This window comes from Actinosynnema sp. NPDC002837, from assembly GCF_040295345.1.
In the GTDB taxonomy this organism is placed as follows: domain Bacteria; phylum Actinomycetota; class Actinomycetes; order Mycobacteriales; family Pseudonocardiaceae; genus Actinosynnema.
The window spans coordinates 1-20,971 of sequence record NZ_JBEOVG010000082.1 but is presented as its reverse complement, the minus strand read 5'-3'; the positions used below and the strand labels follow the sequence as shown (position 1 = coordinate 20,971).

Here is a 20,971-nt window from a genome sequence, read left to right as displayed (position 1 = left end):
CGCAGTCGGCCGAGCCGCGACCGATCGGGAGGTGATCAGCTCCGGTCGTCGTGGCGTGCGCCGTCGCCGAGCGCGGCGGCGAGCAGCGTCCCCTTCGTGATCACCAGCACCCGACCCGGACCGAGGCGCCGCAACGCACGGATGCGTCGGGTGATCCCGACCCGCTCGACGACCTGACCGCGAGGGTCGACGAACACCAGGAAGCCGGCGGCGTCGGCGAGCACGAACCCGTCGCCACGTCCCCGGTCGTCGGCGACGACCTGTCCGAACGGGGCCGGCCGCACCGCGATCCGCCACAGCACGCGACCGTCGTGGGGATCTGCCACGGTGAAACCGGTCCCGCGTTCCCCCAGCCAGAGCAGACCACCGACGTGCCGCGGCGCCGAGGCCACCAGCGGGGTCCCGGCCAGGACCAGTCCGCTCACGGCCCCCGTCGACGGCTCGATCCGCACCACGGCGTCCTCACCGCACCGGACGAGGAAGCGATCACCCCCGACCGCCGTGAACGCCGCTTCATGGTCGTGGTCTGCGAGCGGGTGCGGCAACGACCAGGCGCGCAGTTCCCGCCCGTCGCGTCGATCGATCAACCGGACCCGCGCACCCCCGGGCTCACCGACCAGGAACCCGCCGCCTCCCGCGGCCGGCCGCACCGTGCGCACGTCGTGCTCCGCCTCCCACAGGGTCCGGCCCGTGGCGACGTCCACCGCCCGCAACGGGGTGTACCCGCGCCAGCCACCCACGAGCACCAGGTCGCCGTCCACCACAAGGTGCCCGGTCCACCGGCGCAGACCGACCCTCCAGACGTCCCGCCCGGTGGCGAGGTCCAGGCACGCCAACTCGTCCGTGCTCTGCGGCAGCACCAGCAGACGTTGCCCGGCAACGGACATCGCCCGCAGCCACCTGCCGGTCGCGACGTCCCACCGCACGGACCCGTCCTCCGGGTCGAGGCCGACCAGCCTCGTGTTCCGCTCGTGGACGACCAGCGTGCCGGAGCCCACGGCGACGTCGACACCGGAGCCGGCCTGGTGCAGCGGTCGTTCCCACCCGATCCCCACCACCCCCACAGCCCACCACGCGTCCCCGATGCCCCGCCACCCGTTTCCGCGTCCCACCATCCACAGTGGACACGACGGCCGGGTCACCGCGCTCGGCGGGTTCGGGCGCACGTGGTCGTCGACGCCTCCCGGGCGGGCACCCGACCACCTGGGCGTGTTGATTCCTGTAACCCACAGTTCACTCTTGAGCGACTAGGCAGGGTCCTGTTAGCGTTCACACGGAACGGTGGCGCCCGTCACACCGCCAACCAGGGCCCTCCGCGACAGGCCCACCGCACCGCATCCCGGGCCGAGCCGCCGCCTGCGCCGACGACGTCGGCGGACACACGAGTGGAGACGCCGATGTCGACCGCCCAGTGCCGCGCGCACCCGCCACGGGCCTCGGGTTCCCGAGGTCGCCCGGTCACCGCGCGGCGGCGCGACTCCCGCCGCTGACCGCGGCCGCACGACAGCCCGACCGGCAGCCACAGCGCCCTGCCCGGCGGTCGCCCCGCACCAGGCCGACGTTCGCCCGCACCCCACCTGCGAGGAGATCATCCGTGACCAGACAGCCGAGGGCCAGGCGCCTGCTGGCCCGACTCAGCGTCGTGGCGCTCACCGTCGCCGCCACGGCGGTGGCCGTCGCGGCGCCCGCACAGGCCGCACCCGGCTACGTCTACACGACGTTCAAGGGTGACGCCGCCGCCGACCAGGAGCTCTGGGTGTACTCCTCGGCCAACGGCACGAACTTCAGCGTGCTGGCCGACACCGACTACCGCGGCCCGTCCGGCGTGCTGCGCGACCCGAGCATCATCCAGCACAACGGGCTCTACTACGTCGCGCACACCGTCCAGTCGTGGACCACGAACTCAACACACTTCAACATCGCCTCCAGCCCGGACCTGGTCAACTGGACGCACGTGACCAGCGTCAACTCCGGAGTCGCCAACACGCGGTTCACGTGGGCGCCCGAGTTCTACGTCGAGGGCGGCACCGTGCGGATCATCGTGAGCATCGCCCAGACCACGTGCTCCAACTGCTTCCGCCCGTACGTCTTCACCGCCCAGAACAGCGCGCTCACCTCGTGGAGCGGGCCGGTGCAGATGGGCGGCCTCGGCTACAACTACATCGACACCTACGTGGTGAAGTCGGGCAGCACCTACCACGCCTTCACCAAGAACGAGACCTCCAAGTACATCGAGCACTGGACCAGCACGAGCCTCACCGCCGGGTGGGGCAACCGGGGCCAGTTGTGGAGCTCGGGCTACGAGGGTCCGGCCGTGTTGCGGATGAGCGACGGCTCCTGGCGCATCTGGATCGACAAGTACACCAACGGCGGCATCTGGACGGCCACCAGCTCGAACCTGGACTCCTGGTCGGGCCTGAGCCAGATCACCTGCCCCGGTTGCCGCCACGGCACGATCCTGCCGGTGGCCGACGTGCCCGGCGCGGCGCCGGTCTACCGCGTGACCAACCTCAACAGCGGCAAGGTGATGGACGTCGTCTCCGCGTCCACCGCGAACAACGCCGAGGTCAAGCAGTGGACCTGGAACGGCGGCGGGAACCAGAAGTGGCAGTTCCAGGACGCGGGCAGCGGCTACTTCCGGATCGTCAACCAGAACAGCGGCAAGTGCCTGGACGTGCCGAGCGCCTCCACCGCCGACGGGGCGAACATCATCCAGTACACCTGCGGCAGCGGCGCCAACCAGCAGTGGCAGTGGCAGGCCACCGGTAGCCACTTCCGGCTCGTCGCGCGGCACAGCGGCAAGTGCCTCGACGTCGTCTCCTCCGGCACCGGCGACGGCGCCGACATCCAGCAGTTCACCTGTGGCAGCGGCGCCAACCAGCAGTGGAGCCGCACCCAGGTCTGAGCCGGACCGGCAAGGCGCTCGACACCGCGAACGCCGGGCGTGGTTCCCGCCCGGCGGCTCGCAGCAACCCCAGTGACCCAGGTGGGACGCCCGCGGCATGGGCATCGCACCTGTCGGACCGCCGTGCAGCAGCTCTAGTGATTGGACATCTCATGAGATTGACCATGGCGTCTGACGGCCACTCGTCAGGACCATCCCGGAGCACCCGGTCGTTGCGGCGGTCGCTGGTCGCCTTGGCGGTGACCACGCTGACCGCGGCGACGGGCCTGGTCGTCACCACACCGGCGGCCAGTGCGGCCACGAGCCAGTTCCGCGGCATGAACTGGGCGGTGATGGGTGACAACTTCAGCACCGGCACGCTCGTCGTGCAGGGCCTGAGCCAGTCCGACAGCAACGCGACCGTGCGGGCCAAGGCCAACGCCCTCTACGACGACATGTCCGCGACCATGGGCGTCAACACCGTCCGGCTGCCGATCAACACCCACACGGTGGCCAACACGACCTGGTGGAACGCCTACCGCGGCGCCATCGACGCCGCCACCGAACGCGGGTTCAAGGTCATCCTCGCCTACTGGGAGGACGGCGCCGCGTCCGGCGGCAGGATCACGAACCTGGCCGCGTGGAACGCGATGTGGTCCAGCGTGACCAACACCTACGGCTCGAACAACAACGTCTACTTCGAGCCGATGAACGAGCCGCACGGCTACTCGTCGGCGGACTGGCGCAACGTCGCGGCGAACTGGCTCAGCTACCACTACTCGGCACCGCCGAGCCGGGTGCTCATCGGCGGCACCGGCTTCAGCCAGGACCTGCGGGACATCTGCAACGACAGCCGCTTCAACTCGACGCTGCTGTCCTTCCACCACTACGCCTTCTTCTACAGCCCGATGACCTACGACGCCTTCCGCAGCCACATCCAGACGCGGCTGGGCAACTGCGCCTCCCGCGCGGTCGCGACCGAGTTCGGCGCGCCGATGTCCACCGGCTTGAACTACGGCGACGCGAACAGCAGCGACAACTTCGTGCGCCACATCCGCGCCATGGCCCAGGTCATGCGGGACAACCAGATGGGCGGCACCTACTGGCCCGCGCTCGGTGGCAAGTACAAGGACAACCTCGGTTACGACTGGTACTCGATGTACGCCCTGAGCGGCAGCGGCACCGACCTCAACCTGACCATCCGCAACACCTCCGGCGCCGACCGGATCCGCTACGGCTGGGGCGACAACACCACCACTCCGCCGCCCACGTCCTACCTGATCACCGCACGCCACAGCGGCAAGTCCATGGACGTCCAGCAGCCCAACACCGACAACGGCGCGCGCGTCGGCCAGTACACCTACAGCGGCAACGCGTGGCAGCAGTGGCAGTTCCAGGACGCCGGCAGCGGCTACTGGCGCATCGTCAGCCGCCACAGCGGGAAGTGCCTGGACGTGGTGAGCGCCTCCACCGCCGACGGCGCCGACCTCGTCCAGTACACCTGTGGCAGCGGCACCAACCAGCAGTTCCAGATGGTCGCCAACGGCAACTACTTCCAGCTCCGCGCGCGGCACAGCGGCAAGTGCGTGGACGTCCCGGGCGCCTCGACCGCGGACGGCGTGATCCTCAAGCAGTACACGTGCAACACCGGCACCAACCAGCAGTGGTCCCGGACCACCGTCTGACCGCGGCCCGGCCCTCGCTCCCCGGCGCCGAGCTCGTGCTCGGCGCCGGGGACGCGCCCGTCCGACCGCGCTGCTAGCAGCTGCCGTCCGACTCCTTCAGGCCGGTGTTGGCGCCCGCCGTGCGGCTCACGACGTTCGGCACGCAGGTGGCCTGGTCGAGCCGGAAGCTGTAGGGCACGTTGACCGTCGTCGTGGACTTGACGTCGGGACCGGCGGGCCTGTGGTCGCTGCTGGGCGCCGACCAGGTCACGTTGTCGAAGACGTTGCCGCTGACCTGCCAGTAGCCGGCCTCGGTGGTGTAGAAGGTGCCGAGGACGTCACGGGAGTTCTTGAAGTAGTTGTTGTCCACCTTGGCCTTGGCGCCGACCCGGGAATTGATGCCCGACTCGTTCAGGCTCACGTAGTGGTTGTTGTACATGTGGGCGACGCCGCCCCGCAGCAAAGGCGCCCGGGAGTCGATGTTCTCGTACAGGTTGTGGTGGTAGGTGATGAACCCGTTCGAGACGTCGCTCTCGCTCGACCCGACCAGCCCGCCGCGACCGGAGTTGCGCAGGGTGCTGTAGGACAACGTCACGTACTGCGTGTTGTTCTTCATGTCGAACAGGCCGTCGTAGCCCTCCGACTCACCACCCGACGCCAGCAGGTTGACGTGGTCGACCCAGACGTTGCGGACGTTGCTCTCCATCCCGATGGCGTCACCGCCGTTGGACGTGGGCGAGCCCGACTTCTTGACGTTCCGCACGGTCACGTTGCGGATGATGATGTTGCGGGACTCGCGGATGTGGATGCCCAACTGGTCGAACACCGCGCCACTGCCGACGCCGATGATCGTCACGTTGCTGATCCGCTTGAGCTCGATCACGCCCGCGGCGGTCTCACAGCTGCTGCCCGAGACCTTGGCGGTGTTGCCGTGGTTGATCGTCCCGGAGACCTCGATGACGATCGGCGTGGAGCTGCTGGCCCGACCGCACAACGCCTGGTGGATCTGGGTTCCGGTGGTGGCCCGCACGGTCGCCCCGCCCTGGCCGCCGGTGGTCCCGCCGTTCTGGGACGCGTAGCCGGTCGCGGCGCCGGCCGCCGCCGACGCCGGTGACATCGCCAGCACCACGCTGGTCGAGGTCGCGACGGCCAACGCGGCCACGACCGCGGGGATCCGCCATGCGACTGATCGTTTCATTTCGTCTCCTGCGTCTTCGAAGGGTGGACGACGTGGTCCCACTCGGCGGCGGCAGCACCGATCGCGGCGGCGGACGAAATCAGCGGTGGCAACTCAAGCCTGCGGAAAGCTCCCGGCGAGCATTGCGCAACCTCGTGCGACAGGCAACAAAATTCACGATCATGAACCGCCGGACGCGCCGTGCCCACGCGGGCACGACGCGACTTCCCGGCGAACGTCCGGCCGATTCACGGATCTGAATGGAACAGCGCGACAACCGCCGCGGACCGCATTCCCTTCGCCACATTTCACCCCGGCCGGGGGAAACGCCGACCAGCCGGCCGCGCCCGGCCCGGGTTCGTCACGGCTCGGTGAGGACCTCGACGTGCCCGTCGGTCCCGTTCACCCGGATCCGCTGCCCGTCCCTGATCACGTGGGTGGCGCGTGCCACCCCGACGACGGCCGGCAGGCCGTACTCCCGCGCGATCACCGCGCCGTGGGTCATCAGGCCGCCGACCTCCGTCACCAGGCCCGCGATCGCGACGAACAGGGGCGACCAACTGGGGTCCGTGTGCGCCGTGACCAGGATGTCGCCCGGTTCGACGTCGGCGTCGGCCAGGTCCAGGATGACCCGGGCCCGCCCTTCCACGGTCCCGGCGGACACCGCCAGGCCGACCAGCGCGCCCGCGGGCAGGTCGTCACGCCGGTACGCCCCGTTGAGGGTCTCGCCGTCCGAGGTGAGCACGCGCGGTGGCGTGAGCGCCTCGTACGACCTGAACTCGTCCTTGCGCCGGCTGACGAGTTCGTCGTCGACCTGGCGCGTGCGCACGACTTCCTGGAGTTCCTGGAACCTCAGGAAGAAGACGTCCTCCTCCTCGCGGAGCACGCCGGCGCTCACCAGGCGCCCGGCCTCGGCCAGCAAGGCCTGCTTGTAGACGAAGTAGCGGCGGATCATCCCGTACTTCGGGTACTCGCGGTACCCGGCGAACGTCCGGACGAGATCGATGTTCCGCTTGGTCTCCTCGGCCTTGCGCTCCCCGTCCGGCAGCGCCCGCAGGCGCTCCAGCACCTCCTGCTCCTTCTGCCACGCCTCCCGCCGCCCCTGCTCGAAGCGTCGCGCGCCGGCGCCCGGCCCGAGGTTCTTGACGTTGGACAGGAGCAGGGGCAGCAGGGTGGTGGGCCGCTCGGTCCACCGCGGCCTGGTGATGTCGATCTCGCCGACGCACCGCATGCCGTACCGGTCGAGGTAGGCCACGATGGCGTCACGCGCTTCCCGCCCGCCGTCGAGCCCGGCCAGCTCGTCGAGGAAGTCCTCGTCCGCCGCGTCGCGCAGGAAGGCGACGACCTCGGGGTGCGGGCGGATCACGTCCGCGACGTCGAGGAGCGCCAGTCCCATCTCCGACGTGACGTTGTGGGGCACGGACTGCGAGAGCGCGTCGGCCGCGTCCTTCTCGCCCAGCCACTCGTGCAGGTGCTCGTTGAGCCACCACGTCGCCCGCATCGCCGCCATGATCGGCTTGAGGCCGCGCGGGTCGAACAGGACCCGCCTCAGCTCCTGGAAGTCCGCCAGGATGAAGTCGAGCAGCTCGGAGCCGGACTTCGTCCTGATCTCGCGCTCCAGCGCGGCGACGGACGCCTCGCCCTGCCCGATCAGCTCCGTCACGAGGGCCGGGTCGGCCTCGATCGTGATCGGCTCGGCGCCGGGGATCGGCTGGACGGGACCGTCCTGCGGGACCGACGGGAGGAAGCCGTCGCGCTCGACGACGGTCCGCAGCGCGTCCTCGATCAGCGGATCGGACTTCCCCACCACCTCGAGGAAGCCGGGGCGGCTCGCGGGCGACGCGAGCAGCCGGGTGGCCTCGGCGAACAACCTCCCGCCCGCCTCGGCCATGGGCCGCTGAGTCGTCAACTGCCACACGGACAACCCCAAGGGCTTCATGGCGTCGGTCATCATCTGCTGATGACCGACGGAGACGTAGACGTGGTTCTCCCCGTCGTCGGTCTCCGGGATGGGGAACAGCGTGGTGATCGGCCGGCTCTGCACGACCTGGAAGTCGTCGTCGACCAGGCACCACTCGACGTCCTGGGGATGGCCGAAGTGCGCTTCGAGCCGCCGGCCGAGCCGCACCAGCCGCACGACCTGGGCGTCCGTCAGCGCCGGCTGCTCGCTCCGCTCGGGCTCGACGACCTGCTCCCGCGTCCCGCCGTCGGGCGAGGCGAGGACGGCGAGCTCCTTGGCGGCGACCGACTTGGCGAGGACCTCGTCGTCGCGCACCTGGTAGGCGTCCGCGTTCACCAGGCCGGAGACCAGGGCCTCGCCGAGGCCGAACACGGCCTCCACGGTGGCGACCTTCCGGTTGGACGTGACGGGATCGGCCGTGAACAGGACGCCGGACGCGTGCGGGAAGACCATCCGCTGCACGACCACGGCCATGTGGACCTTGCGGTGGTCGAAGCCGTTGCGCAGGCGGTAGGTGACGGCCCGTTCGGTGAACAGCGAGGCCCAGCACCGGCTGACGTGCCGGACGACCTCCGCCGGCCCCACGACGTTCAGGTAGGTGTCCTGCTGGCCCGCGAAGGACGCGCCCGGCAGGTCCTCCGCCGTCGCGCTCGACCGCACGGCGTAGGCGTCCCGCTCGCCGATCCGGGCGAGCGCGCCGGTGATCGCCGCCGCCACGTCGTCCGGGACGACGATCCCTTCGAGGGTCTGCCGGATCTCCGCGCTGCGCGTGCGGATCGCCTCCCGGTCGTCCGGGTTCAGGCGCGACAGCCCGTCCAGCAGGTCGCCGAGCGACGGCGCCTCCCGCACGATCCGGTGGTAGGCGTCCGTCGTGACGCAGAAACCGGCCGGCACGCGGATGCCGTCGATCCGCGCCAGCTCTCCCAGGTGCGCGCCCTTGCCCCCGACCACGGCGACCTGAGTCCGGTCGACCTCCCGCAGATCGAGCACGTAGTCGCCCACCCGTTCACCTTCCGTCCGCCCCGTCAAAGCTTGCTCGCTCCTCGTCCGCACCGCCGGCCGTTGAACTCGTCCATGTGTTGTCACAGCGTTTACCGACACTCATTTCCGCAGGTTGAGGGCTTCGGCGGGACATTCTGCGGCACCACGGGGGCCTTGCCGCAAGACCCCCGATGAGCTATAAGTTGACAGTGGCGGGAAGGGCGCGATCTCCTCGCCTTCGTCTTTTACCGGAAACCCGGCTCAGTCACCCGGCCGGGCCACGTCCTCCGCATCGCCCGCCGACGGCGCGGTCAACGGCAGGTGGACCCGGAAGCGGGTGTCGCCGGGCTCGGACTCCACCCGGATGTCGCCGCGGTGGCGGTCGACCACGATCCGCCACGAGATGTCCAGACCCAGCCCGGTGCCCTCGCCCACGGGCTTGGTGGTGAAGAACGGCTCGAAGATGCGCCTCTTCACCTCGTCCGGGATGCCCACGCCGGTGTCGCCGACCTCCACAACCGCGTCCTCGCCGGCGCGGTACGTGCGCACGGTCAGCGTGCCGCCGCCGGCCATGGCGGCCACCGCGTTGTCGACCAGGTTCGTCCACACCTGGTTGAGCTCGGCCGGGTACGCGGGCAGCGGGGGCAGGGAGCGGTCGTAGTCCTTGACCACGCGCACCCCGTCGCGGAGCTTGCCGCCGAGCATCACGAGCGTGGAGTCGAGCAGTTCGTGCACGTCGACGACCTGGAACGGCGCCCGGTCGACCTGCGAGTACTGCTTGGCCGCGCCGACCAGCGCGGACACCCTGGTGGTGGCGTCCTCGATCTCGTTCATCAACGTCTCGGTCTCGACCGTGTAGGCCAGCCAGCGCACGGCGGCCTCGGTGGCGGTCTGCGGGCACAACGCCGCGGCGCGGTCGAGCCACTCGACGTCCAGCCCGCCCGCGACCAGCACCGGCGCCAGGTCCCAGCCGCCGGACACGCCGTGCGCGTCCAGCCAGTCGGCGACCTCGTCCTCCAGGTCGGCGGTCTGCATCGGACCGAGCTTCGGCGCCTTCGCCACCTGCTCGACCGCGCTCTCCTGCAGCTCCACCAGCACCGGCAGGGTGGCCGGGTCGAGCGAGCCGCTCGCCAGCAGCGCGAGCTTGTGCCGCATCCCGGCGACCCGTTCGCGCAACGCCCCGGTGGCCCGCACCGCCGCGGCGGCCGGGTTGTTCAGCTCGTGCGTCAGCCCGGCCGACAGCGAACCCAGCGCGAGCAGCCGTTCCCGCTGGCTGACGATCCGCTCGGTGTTGCGCATGCCGAAGAACAGGCCCTCCAGCAGGTGCATGGCCATCGGGAACCACGACCGGAACATCGCGCCGAAGTCGTGCGCGGGCAGCTGGTAGAGCCGCACGTCGGTCACCGCGTCGGCGGTCATCTGGTAGACCGTCCTGGCCTCCACGTCGGAGCCGAGGTAGGCCTGGGTGGCCCCGAAGTACGCGCCGCGGTGGTCGGTGCGGTTGGTCTCCACGCGCTGACCGCCGATGACGCGGCTGAGCGCCACCGTGCCGTCCAGCAGCACGAAGAAGCACGTCGCCGGTTGTCCTTCGCGCAGCACCTGGGAGCCCGCCGCGTGCGTCTCCACCTGGCCGTGCGCGACGAGCCACGCCAGCTGCTCCTCCGACAGGTGCTCGAACAGGAACAGCCCGCGCAGGTCGTCGACCGTCAGGTTCTCCATCACGACCTCTCCAGGTAGCGGTGGACCAGCGACACGGCCATCGCGCCGTCGCCGACCGCCGACGCGACCCGCTTCACCGACTCCGCGCGCACGTCGCCGGCGACGAACACGCCCGGCAGGCTGGTCTCCAGGTGGTAGGGCGGCCGGTCGAGGCCCCAGCCCTCGGGCAGGCGGCCGTCGGTGACCAGGTCCGGTCCGGCGAGCACGAACCCGCGATCGTCACGGGCCAGCGTGCCGGTGAGCCAGTCGGTGTGAGGTGCGGCGCCGATGAACGCGAAGAGCCAGGACGCGGGCACGGTCGTCGTCTCGCCGGTCTTGTTGTGCCGCAACGTCAGCGTCTCCAGGTGCTCCTCCCCCGTGCCGCCGACGACCTCGGTGCACGTGCGCACCTCGACGTTGTCGACCCGGGCGAGCTGCTCGACGAGGTAGTGCGACATGGACCGGGCCAGCGAGTCGCCGCGCACGACCAGCACCACGCGGCGGGCGTGCGCGGCGAAGTAGAGCGCCGCCTGGCCCGCCGAGTTGGCGCCGCCGACGAGGTAGACGTCCTGGCCCGCGCAGCTGGGCCCCTCGGTGGTCGCCGCGCCGTAGAACACGCCCCGGCCGGTCAGCGCGCCGAGGCCGGGCGCGTCCAGCATCCGGTAGGACACGCCGGTGGCGAGGATGACGGTGTGCGCGGCCAGCTCCGTGCCGTCGCCCAGGCGCACCACGCGTGCCGCGCCGCGGGCCTCCAGGCCGACCACGTCGCACGCGGTCAGCACCTCGACGTCGAACTTCAGCGCCTGCCGGCGGGCGCGGTCGGTGAGCTGCTCGCCGGACACGCCGTCGGGGAAGCCGAGGTAGTTCTCGATCCGGCTGCTGGTGCCCGCCTGACCGCCGGTGGCACGCCGCTCGACCAGCACCGTGCGCAGCCCCTCCGAGCCGCCGTAGACCGCCGCGCCCAGCCCGGCGGGACCGCCGCCCACCACGATCAGGTCGTAGAAGTCGGTGGACGGCCGGGTGGTCAGGCCGACCCGGGCGGCCAGCTCCGCGTCCGACGGCTCCACCAGCGCCTCGCCGTCCGCGGTGACGACCACGGGCAGCCGCGCGCCGTCCTCGCCGCACGCGGTGAGCAGCCGCCCGGTCTCCGGGTCGCCGTCGTCCACGGCGTGCCAGCGGAACGGGACGGAGTTGCGGGCCAGGAAGTCGCGCACCTCGTAGGACCGCGACGACCAGCGGTGCCCGACGACCCGGACCTGCCGGGCGGGCCCGCGATCGGCCGCGGACCAGGCGCGCAGCAGCTCGTCCAGCACGGGGTACAGCTTCTCCTCCGGCGGGTCCCACGGCTTGAGCAGGTAGTGGTCGAGGTCGACGACGTTGATGGCGCGGATCGCCGCGTCGGTGTCGGCGTACGCGGTCAGCAGCACCCGCCGTGCGGCCGGGAAGAGGTCCATCGCGGCCTCCAGGAACTCGATGCCGCTCATGCCGGGCATCCGGTAGTCGGCCAGCAGCACCGCCACCTCCTCGCCGCGCAGCTTGATCTCGCGCACCGCGTCGAGCGCCTGCTCACCGGACTCCGCCCGCACGACCCGGTAGTGCTCGCCGTACTTGCGGCGCAGGTCGCGCGCCACGGACCGGGACACGCCGGGGTCGTCGTCCACGGTGAGGATCGAGGGCCTCGCGACCTGAGGAGTCGTCATGTCCACATTGTCGTTCCCGCCCGGACGGCCGTCCCATCGCGGTTACCCTCTGCGGGTGTCCGGCGCGGTGCGGTTCGGGGTCCTGGGGCCGTTGACGGTGGAGCGCGACGGCGGGCGGCCGGCGCTCGGCGGGCCGAGGCAGCGTGACCTGTTGACGCTGCTGGTGTTGCGCGCCAACCGGTTCGTCAGCGCCGACTGGCTGGTCGACGCGCTGTGGGACGGGCGTCCGCCGGCCGGCGCTCAGGTCACCTTGCGGTCGTACGTGGCGGTGCTGCGCCGGTCGCTCGAACCGGAGCGCGGACGGCGTGCGCCCGCGGAGCTGTTGCGCGGTCACACCGGTGGCTACGAGCTGCGCGTGCCACCGGACGCCGTGGACGCCGTGCGCTTCACCGCGCTGGCCGGGCAGGGCGCGCGGGCGCTCGCCGACGGCGAGTGGGAGGCGGCCGGACGCCACTACACCGACGCGCTCGCCCTCTGGCGGGGCGAGGTGGCCGCCGCCGACCTCGCCGCCGTGCGACCGGACGCGGCACGCCTCACGGAGGCGCGGACCGCGGCCGGCGAAGGCCTCTTCACCGCCGCCGTCGCCGCCGGTCGGCACCAGGCCGTGCTGCCGGACCTGCGCCAGTTCGTGGCCGCCAACCCGAACCGGGAGAACGCCCGGGCGCAGCTGATGCTCGCGCTCTACCGGGCGGGTCGGCAGACCGAGGCGCTGGCGGTGTACGACGAGGGCCGCCGGCTGCTGGCCGACGAGCACGGCGTCGAACCGGGCGAGGCCCTGCGCGACCTCCACCGCCAGGTCCTGGCCCACTCCGTGCCACCGGTCGGTACGGGCACCTCCCCGCTGATTCCCACTGCCACGCCCGACCACCGCCGCACCACGGCACCCAACGCCACGCCCGACCTCCACCACGCCGCACCACCCACCAGCCCGCCTGATCTCCCCCACGCCACCGCACCCACCAGCCCGACCGACCGCCTCGACACCTCACCCACCGACACCGCCGGTTTCCTGCCGCCGGACCGACTGGTCGGTCGCACGGCCGAGCTCGCCCTCCTCGCCGACCTCCTCGCGGCATCGGGCCGGACCGGCGGCCGGTTCGCGGCGATCGTCGGCGAGGCGGGCATCGGCAAGACCACCCTGGCCGACGCCATCGCCCGCCGCGCCTCCGCCGCCGGCGTCCCGGTCGCGTGGGGCCGCTGCCCGGACCTCGGTCAAGCGCCGCCGTTCTGGCTCTGGACCCAGGTCGTGCGCGCCCTCGTGCCCCTGGCCGGCGACGCGGGCGCCGACCCGGCACTGGCGGGCTTCCGCGCGGGCCCCACCACCGACACCGACATCGACCCCACCGCCCGCTTCCGCACCTACGACGCGGTCTCGGCGCTCGTGCACGCCGCCGCCCGCGCCACCGGCCTCGTCCTCGTGCTGGACGACCTGCACGCCGCCGACGCCGACTCCCTGCTCCTGCTGCGCTACCTGGCCACCACCGTGCACACGTCCCGCGCGCTGGTCGTCGCGACCCTGCGCCCCTACGAGCACGCCCCCGCCCTGGTCGCCACCCTCGCCGACCTGGCCCGCAGCCCCGGCTGCCGACAGCTCAGACCGGCCGGCCTCGACGCGGACGCGGTCGCCGGCCTGGTCCGCGCGCACACCGGCGCGCCCGCACCGGCCGACCTGGTGCTCGACCTCCTCACCCGCACCGGCGGCAACCCGTTCTTCCTCACCGAACTGCTCACCTCAGCCGATCCGACCGGCACGCCGCCGCCGAGCGTGCGCGACACCGTCCGCCGCCGGCTGCACGCCCTGGACGACCGCACCCGCGACTGGCTCGACGTGCTGAGCGTCGCCGGCCGCGGCCTGGACGTCGACCTGCTCGAAGCCGCCACGGCCGCCGAGGTCCGGCTCACCCCGCACGTCACCCACCTGGTCACCGAGCCCGACGCCGGCGTGGTGCGCTTCCGGCACCCGCTGTTCGCCGAGGCCGCCTACGCCGACCTCACCCCGACCCGCCGTGCCGACCTGCACGCCCGGCTCGCCGACGCCGGCGCGCACGCCCTCACCCCGGCCGAGCTGGCCCACCACTACGGCCGGGCCCGCGGCCGGGAGGGCGACCACCTGCGCTGGACCCTCGAAGCCGCCGGCGACGCCACCCGCCGCCTCGCCTACGAGGACGCCCTGGCGCACCTCGACCGGGCCGCCACCCTGCTCACCTCGCCGGAACGGGAGCTGGCCGTGCAGGTGCACCGCACGTCGTTGCTCCAGATCACGGTCGGCATCGGCAGCGACGCCGTCGACCTGGCCGCTGCCCGCGCCCGCGAACTGCTCACGCGCGTCGACACCGGAACCGACGTGCGCACCGCCCTGTGGACGCTGGGCGAACTGGCCTGCAACCGCGCCGAGTTCGCCATCGCCGCCGACCTCGCGGGCCGCCTCGCCGCGGACGACGGCGTGATCGGCGCCGCGGGCCACTACCTGCTGGGCGTGGTCGGCTACTTCACCGGCCGCCTGGCCGAGGCCGACCGCCACCTCACCGCCGCCATCGACCGGCTGCACGAGCTGGACCCGCGGGAGCTGGTCGGACGGGCCGGTCGCACGCCCACGCTCGCGACCCACGACTTCCGCGCCCTGGTGCGCTCCCTGCGCGGTGACGCGGACGCGGCCCGCGCCGACCTCGCCGCCGCGCACGCCCTCGCCGAACGCGCCGACGACCCGTACGGCCGGGCCAACGCCGCGCTGTTCGCCGCGTGGACCGCGATGCAGGAGCACGACGTCACCGCCGCCGTCGTCGCCGCCCGCCGGTGCCGCGAGATCGGCGCACGTCAGCACATGCCGCACTTCGTCACGACCGCCGACTTCTTCACCGAGTGGGCCGCGGTGCGCGGCGGGGACGACAGCCGCCGCGACGCGATGCGGGCGGCCCGGGACGGCATCCACCGGCTCGGCCTGCGCTCGACCCGCACGATCACCCTCGCCGCGATGGCGGACGCGCACCTGGCGACCGGGCACCACGCCACCGCGGCGGCGTTGGCCGACGAAGGCCTCGCCCTCGCCGAGCGGACCGGCGAACGGGTCCTCGCCGCCGAGCTGCACCGCGTCCGCGGCCTGGCCACCGACGACCGGGCCGACCTGGTCACCGGCGCGCGACTGGCCGAGGCACAGGGCGCGGACCTGGTGCGAGCGCGCTTCCCACGCTGATCCAACAGAACTCCAACAGCCCTCCGCTGACATGTCACCCGACACCAGAGGGAGGACGCATGGAGTTCGACGTCGTAGTGGTCGGGTGCGGGCCGGTCGGCGCGCTCACCGCCAACCTGCTCGGCGGCCGGGGCGTGCGCACCCTGGTCGTCGAACGGGACACCGCGCCGCACCGGCAGCCGCGCGCGTTCTCCTGCGACGACGAGGCGTTGCGGATCTACCAGCAGGCGGGCCTGCGGACCGAGGTGGCCGCCGACATGCACCCGCCGGGACGGGCCGAGTACGTCAACGCCAAGGGCCGGGTGTTCGCCACCATCGCCCTGGACGAGGTCGACTTCGGCCTGGGCGGCCGTCCCCTGCACTTCTTCGACCAGCCGCGCCTGGAAGCGGCCCTGCGCGCCGGGCTCGACCGGTTCCCGCACGTCACCCTGCGCACCGGTGTCGAGCTGATGCGGCTCACCCAGGACGACGAGGCCGCCACCGCCGTCCTGCGCGACCTCGGCACCGGCGCGGAGACCGAGGTGCGCGCGAAGTACGTGCTCGGGTGCGACGGCGCGCGCAGCACCACCCGGGTCGCGGCCGGCATCGCGCTCACCGGCACGTCCTACGCCGAACCGTGGCTGGCGGTCTCCGGTGACGTCGCGCCGGGCGCGGTGCGGGTGCCGCACACGACGTTCGTGTGCGACTGGCGGCGGCCCGCGTTCGTCTCCCCCGGCGCGTTCGACACCTACCGGTTGGAGTTCATGCTGCGCCCGGACGAGGACCCCGCGGACATGACGGATGCCGCGACGGTCGCCCGGCTCGTCGCGCCCTACGTCGACCCGGACCGCTTCACCGTCACGCGCGCGATCGTCTACACGTTCCACCACCTCGTCGCCGAGCGCTGGCGCGACCGCCGGGTGTTCCTGCTCGGCGACGCCGCGCACCAGATGCCGCCGTTCCTCGGCCAGGGCCTGTGCAGCGGGCTGCGCGACGCGGCCAACCTCACCTGGAAGCTCGCCCTGGCACTCGGATCGGACGACGCCGAGTCGCTGCTGGACAGCTACGAGGCCGAACGTCGCCCGCACACCGAGGCGATGGCCCTCACCAGCGTGCGTCTCGGCCGGGTCTTCCTGGTGCGCAACAGGTTCGCGGCCTTACTGCGGGACGTGGTGCTGCGCGCGGCGCAGGCCGTGCCGCGGGTGCGCCGCCTGGTGCGCCACTTCGAGTTCAAGCCGCTGCCCGCGCTGCCGGACGGACGCGTGATGTTCCCCCAGCCCGAGGTGGTCGTCGGCGGGGCGAGGCTGCTGCTCGACGACGTGCTCGGCCCCGACTTCGCGGTCATCGGGCCGGGCGTGGACGCGGGCACGGCGCGGGACTGGTCCGGTCCGCCCGCGCGGTTCCTGCGGGTGGTGGCCGACGGCCAGCCCTGCGCCGAGGACGACCTGGTGGACGTCACCGGCGCGCTCACCGCCTGGTTCGCCCGCCACCGCACCGACGTCGTCGTGCTGCGCCCCGACCGGTTCGTGCACGACCGAGGGACGTCCGCGGCGGCGCGGTGACCGGCTCACCCCGCGCCACCGGGCTCGACGGCGGCGATCAGGCGAGGTCAGGTCAGGAAGACCCAGTAGAAGTCCCAGACGTCCCCGTTCGGCCAGCAGACGTAGTAGTCGACGCCCTCGGGGATCTTCGCGCCCTCCGCTTCGCACTCCTCCTCGGTCGCGAAGGTGGCCATGTACTGCCAGTAGTCCATCGCCGCGGGCGCGGCTTGGGCGGGCTCGGCCAGTGCAGGTGCGGCCAGGGCAGGGGCGGCTTGGGCGGTACCGGCGCCAAGGAGCAGCAGGGTCGCCAGGAGCAGTGCTCGCATCGGGGTTCTCCCTCTCGCGGAAAACGCTTTCCACACGGCGGCGCCCCGATCACAGCACAGCCACCGCACGCCTGGCAACGCGCCGCACGTACCCGCGCTCACCGCGCCGAAGTCCCGGAACCGGCCGGCCGCACGCGGCGACCGCCGCCGGTCAGCCCTCGGTCTCGTCCGCGAGGTCGACGTCGGCGAGGTCGTCCACGCCGACCACGTCACCGCCGTTGAACACCACCACCAGGCCAAGCTCGGTGAAACCGGGCACGCGGCACTCGGCGAACCGGACCAGCCAGTCCCGACCGGGGTGGAAGGTGAACTCCGGGTCGGCCACGGCGTCCGGCCCGTAGCCCGGGTGGTCGCGCAGGTGGTCGGCCACGGCCTCGTGGGCGGTGGCGAGCAGCCGTTGGCGGTCGCGCAGGACCGAGCCGATGAACGGCAGGTCGAGGTCGTCGGTGGTGGCCGGTTCCTCCACCAGCACGCTCACCGACGTCCCGGCGGCGGTCGTGTTCCAGCACGCCACGCCTTCGGGAGCGTGGTCCACCGGGGTCAGTTCGCCGAAGCCGGGAATCGCGATCGTCACCGGGCGATCCTATGCGCCGCTCCCGGACCCGACCGGAACCGGGCCACCGGGCGCGGGAGAACCGGTCCGCCGGTCTCTTGACGGCGGACCGGCGGGTGAAGTTCGCTGTGGGAGAGCGCTCTCCGAGAGTTTGTCGACGATCCGCGGCCGGCGGCACACCGGCCGCGGGTCACCCCTGCCTGGAGTCGCCATGCCCGAAGCGCCCGCCCGGCACCGCCGCCGGGTCCTGCCCCTGCTCGTCGTCCTCGCCGCCCTGATCGCCGGGCAGCTCACCGCGTCACGGGAGGCGAGAGCCGCCGGGGTCCTGCTCTCCCAAGGCAAACCGACCACCGCCTCGTCCACCGAGAACGCGGGCACCGCCGCGTCCGCCGCCACCGACGGCAACGCGGGCACCCGCTGGTCCAGCGCGTTCGCCGACCCGCAGTGGTTGAGCGTCGACCTCGGCGCCACCGCGACGCTGGACCGCGTGGTGCTGACCTGGGAGGCCGCCTACGCGACCGCGTTCCAGCTCCAGACCTCGGCCGACGGCGCCACGTGGACCACGGTCCACACCGCGGCCGACGCCACGGGCGGGACGCAGTCGATCCCGGTGACCGGCACGGGTCGGCACGTGCGGCTGTTCGGCACCGCCCGCGCCACGGGCTACGGCTACTCGCTGTGGGAGTTCCAGGTCTACGGCACGACCGGTGGGCCCGCCGCCGGCACGCCGATCTCCGAGTACAAGCAGGTCGCGGCCTCGACGTGGGAGGGCGGCAACGCGCCCGCCGCGGCGCTGGACGGCCGGCCGAACACCCGCTGGTCCAGCCAGTTCGCCGACAACCAGTGGCTGCGGGTCGACTTCGGCGGCGTCGCCTCGGTCAACCAGGTCGTGCTGAACTGGGAGGGCGCGTACGCGAAGGGGTACCGGCTGGAGCTGTCGAACGACGCGGTGAACTGGACGCAGGTCTACGCGACCACCACCGGCACGGGCGGCGTGGAACGGCTCACCGTCGGCGGCACGGGCCGTTACCTGCGGTTGTTCGCCACCGCGCGGGCCACCGGCTACGGCGTCTCGCTCTGGGAGTTCCAGGTCTTCGGCACCGTGGACACCTCCGCGGCCACGCCGCCGTTGCTGTCGCCGCCGACCAAGGCGCCCGCGGTGACGGGCCGGTTCGCGCTGTCCGCGCCGGCCGACCAGGCGATGATCACGTCCACCCGGCGTCCGGCCTTCTCGTGGGCGGCGGTGCCGGGCGCGGTGCGCTACCAGGTCTGGCTCAACGTCAGCCGCACGGACTACGACTTCACCGCATCGGGCAACCTGATCGACCTCTACACCAAGGTCGCCGAGCCCACCGGCACCGGCTACACGCCGTCGTGGGACATCACCGACCGGTGGACGTACAAGTGGTTCGTGGTCGCGGTGGACGGCTCCGGCGGCACCAGCGCGTCGAACATCCGCACGTTCAGCGTGTACGTGCCGACGCTGACCTCGGTGGACGACGGCGTGCGGGTGGTGAGCGGCAGCCGTGACCTGAACAAGAACGGCGCGATCGAGCCGTACGAGGACTGGCGGCAGCCCGTGGAGGCACGGGTGAACGACCTGCTCGGTCGGATGACGATCGAGGAGAAGGCCTACCAGATGTTCTACAACGCCCAGGTGTTCCCGCGCTCGGGCTGGCACTTCGGGCCGGCGGAGGCGCAGGACCTGCACACCGCGCTGCTCGGGTCGAGCGGCACGCGGCTCGGCATCCCGTTCGTGTCGGCGGGCGACACCATCGCCGGGTACAAGACGACGTACCCGTTGCAGAGCGCGTTGGCCGCGGCGCGGAACTACCCGTTGCAGTACAAGCTCGGCGACATGCAGCGGCGCGAGCAGCTGGAGGTCGGCGCGCGCGGTGTGCTGGGGCCGTTGGCCGAGGTGGGCACGAAGGTGCTGTACCCGCGCATCCAGGAGGGCAACGGCGAGAGTTCCGAGGTGGCGTCGGCGCAGGTCCGGGCACTGGTGGCCGGGTTGCAGGGCGGGCCGGAGCTGAGCCCGGGTTCGGTGCTGGCGACGGTGAAGCACTGGCCGGGCGAGGGCGCGGGCGGTGAGGCGTTGATCGTGTACGACAACGTGACGATCAAGTACCACACCGCGCCGTTCCGGGCGGCGATGGAGGCCGGCGCGGTGAACATCATGCCGGGATACGCGGGCAGTTCACTGCTGGACCCCGGTGGTCCGGGCGCGGGTGACAGCGCGAAGATCCTCGCGTACCTGCGGCAGAACCTCGGGTACACCGGGCTGATCACGACCGACTGGTTGCCGTCGGGGTCGTGGGTCGGCGCGGCGAACGCGGGGTCGGACGTGATGGGTGGCGCGGACCCCGGTGCGCCCGGGTTCACCATCGGCGGGTTCACCTCGGCGGTGCCGGCGGCGCGGATCGACGACGCGGTGCGGCGGGTGCTGCGGTTGAAGTTCAAGCTCGGGATCTTCGAGAACCCGTACGGCGACCCGGTGAACGGGCCGTACCGGTTCCACAAGCCGGAGTACGCGGCGCTGGCGAACCAGGCGTCGCGCGAGGCGATGACGTTGTTGAAGAACACCAACGGCGTGCTGCCGGTGCGGCTCAACCGCGGTGACAACATCGTGGTGGCCGGTCCGCGTGCCGACGACACGGCCGCGTGCTGCATCTGGACCAGCTACTTCCACCAGGAGTACGGGTCGCAGACGATGTTGCAGGCGATCCGCACGCGTGCCGCGCAGGCGGGGGTGAACGTCCACAAGGACACCGGGCCGTCGCCGAAGCTGGCGATCGTCGCGGTGGGCGAGACCTCGTACACCCACGCGACGAGTTGGCCGAAGGAGCAGCCCTACCTGCCCCCGGACCAGCTCGCGGTGATCCAGGACTTCCACCGCCAGGGCATCCCCGTCGTGGTCGCCCTGGTCCTGCCCCGCCCGTACGTGATCACCGAGTGGCACGACCTGGCGAGCGCGATCGTCGTGACGTACCGCGGCGGCGAGGAGATGGGCCCCGCCTTGGCGTCGCTGCTGTTCGGCGACTACACCCCGACCGGCAAGCTGCCGTGGCAGCTGCCGCGTGCCCTGACCGACGTCCTGCGCCCCGGCGGCACCGACATCCCGGCCGACGCCACCGAGCACTGGGACGTCCCGTACGACCTGGGCGCCACCGCCGCCGAACGAGCCGACATCCGCGCCCGGATCGACTCGGGCGCCCCCGTACCCACCACCTACGGCAACCCCCTCTACCCCTACGGCTCCGGCCGAACCACCTGGTGAACCCGCGTGTCCTACCCACCCCGCCGCGCGTGTCCTGTGAC

Annotated in this window: 12 protein-coding genes; 5 read left to right on the top strand and 7 right to left on the bottom strand. The window is 72.3% G+C overall.

Annotated features, from left to right (window positions below; all coding sequences use genetic code 11):
- Nucleotides 1–35: 35 nt before the first annotated feature.
- On the bottom strand, nt 36–1,064 hold the full coding sequence (locus ABTZ99_RS35585; RefSeq protein ID WP_499617672.1) for an outer membrane protein assembly factor BamB family protein: 1,029 nt from the start codon (nt 1,062–1,064) through the stop codon (nt 36–38).
- Nucleotides 1,065–1,594: 530 nt separating this feature from the next.
- Between ABTZ99_RS35585 and ABTZ99_RS35580 the strand changes: the two genes are divergently transcribed.
- Complete coding sequence (locus ABTZ99_RS35580; RefSeq protein ID WP_499617671.1) at nt 1,595–2,905, top strand: RICIN domain-containing protein; 1,311 nt, start codon at nt 1,595–1,597, stop codon at nt 2,903–2,905.
- Between the two features lie 164 nt (nt 2,906–3,069).
- Nucleotides 3,070–4,569, top strand: coding sequence for an RICIN domain-containing protein (locus tag ABTZ99_RS35575; RefSeq protein ID WP_499617670.1), 1,500 nt, complete (start codon nt 3,070–3,072; stop codon nt 4,567–4,569).
- Between the two features lie 73 nt (nt 4,570–4,642).
- On the opposite strand, the gene ABTZ99_RS35570 is transcribed toward ABTZ99_RS35575, so the two are convergent.
- The 4 genes from ABTZ99_RS35570 to ABTZ99_RS35555 all read right to left on the bottom strand — a co-directional run bounded on the left by ABTZ99_RS35570 (nt 4,643) and on the right by ABTZ99_RS35555 (nt 12,064).
- A complete protein-coding gene (locus ABTZ99_RS35570) occupies nt 4,643–5,746 on the bottom strand; it encodes a pectate lyase family protein (protein ID WP_498781015.1) in 1,104 nt (367 codons plus the stop codon).
- A 340-nt stretch (nt 5,747–6,086) separates the two neighbouring features.
- Complete coding sequence (rph, locus tag ABTZ99_RS35565; RefSeq protein WP_499617669.1) at nt 6,087–8,687, bottom strand: rifamycin-inactivating phosphotransferase; 2,601 nt, start codon at nt 8,685–8,687, stop codon at nt 6,087–6,089.
- A 240-nt stretch (nt 8,688–8,927) separates the two neighbouring features.
- Nucleotides 8,928–10,385 carry an ATP-binding protein gene (locus ABTZ99_RS35560; RefSeq protein WP_499617687.1) on the bottom strand — a complete coding sequence of 486 codons (1,458 nt, stop codon included), beginning with the start codon at nt 10,383–10,385 and terminating at the stop codon, nt 8,928–8,930.
- Entirely contained in the window at nt 10,385–12,064 is a 1,680-nt protein-coding gene (locus tag ABTZ99_RS35555) for an NAD(P)/FAD-dependent oxidoreductase (RefSeq protein WP_499617668.1), read from the bottom strand. The genes ABTZ99_RS35560 and ABTZ99_RS35555 overlap by 1 nt, the downstream gene beginning before the upstream one ends.
- A 55-nt stretch (nt 12,065–12,119) precedes the next feature.
- Between ABTZ99_RS35555 and ABTZ99_RS35550 the strand changes: the two genes are divergently transcribed.
- Both ABTZ99_RS35550 and ABTZ99_RS35545 read left to right on the top strand, forming a co-directional pair.
- Nucleotides 12,120–15,254 (top strand): ATP-binding protein, encoded by a 3,135-nt coding sequence (locus tag ABTZ99_RS35550; protein WP_499617667.1) that lies wholly within the window; start codon nt 12,120–12,122, stop codon nt 15,252–15,254.
- A 59-nt stretch (nt 15,255–15,313) separates the two neighbouring features.
- Entirely contained in the window at nt 15,314–16,795 is a 1,482-nt protein-coding gene (locus ABTZ99_RS35545; protein WP_499617666.1) for a bifunctional 3-(3-hydroxy-phenyl)propionate/3-hydroxycinnamic acid hydroxylase, read from the top strand.
- A gap of 47 nt (nt 16,796–16,842) precedes the next feature.
- Here ABTZ99_RS35545 and ABTZ99_RS35540 read toward each other — a convergent pair whose 3' ends face one another.
- Nucleotides 16,843–17,100, bottom strand: coding sequence for a hypothetical protein (locus tag ABTZ99_RS35540; RefSeq protein ID WP_498781004.1), 258 nt, complete (start codon nt 17,098–17,100; stop codon nt 16,843–16,845).
- Between the two features lie 151 nt (nt 17,101–17,251).
- On the bottom strand, nt 17,252–17,674 hold the full coding sequence (locus ABTZ99_RS35535) for a hypothetical protein (RefSeq protein ID WP_498781002.1): 423 nt from the start codon (nt 17,672–17,674) through the stop codon (nt 17,252–17,254).
- Nucleotides 17,675–17,864: 190 nt separating this feature from the next.
- Here ABTZ99_RS35535 and ABTZ99_RS35530 point away from each other — a divergent pair, with 190 nt between their 5' ends.
- Nucleotides 17,865–20,930 carry a discoidin domain-containing protein gene (locus ABTZ99_RS35530; RefSeq protein ID WP_499617665.1) on the top strand — a complete coding sequence of 1,022 codons (3,066 nt, stop codon included), beginning with the start codon at nt 17,865–17,867 and terminating at the stop codon, nt 20,928–20,930.
- Nucleotides 20,931–20,971 lie beyond the last annotated feature (41 nt).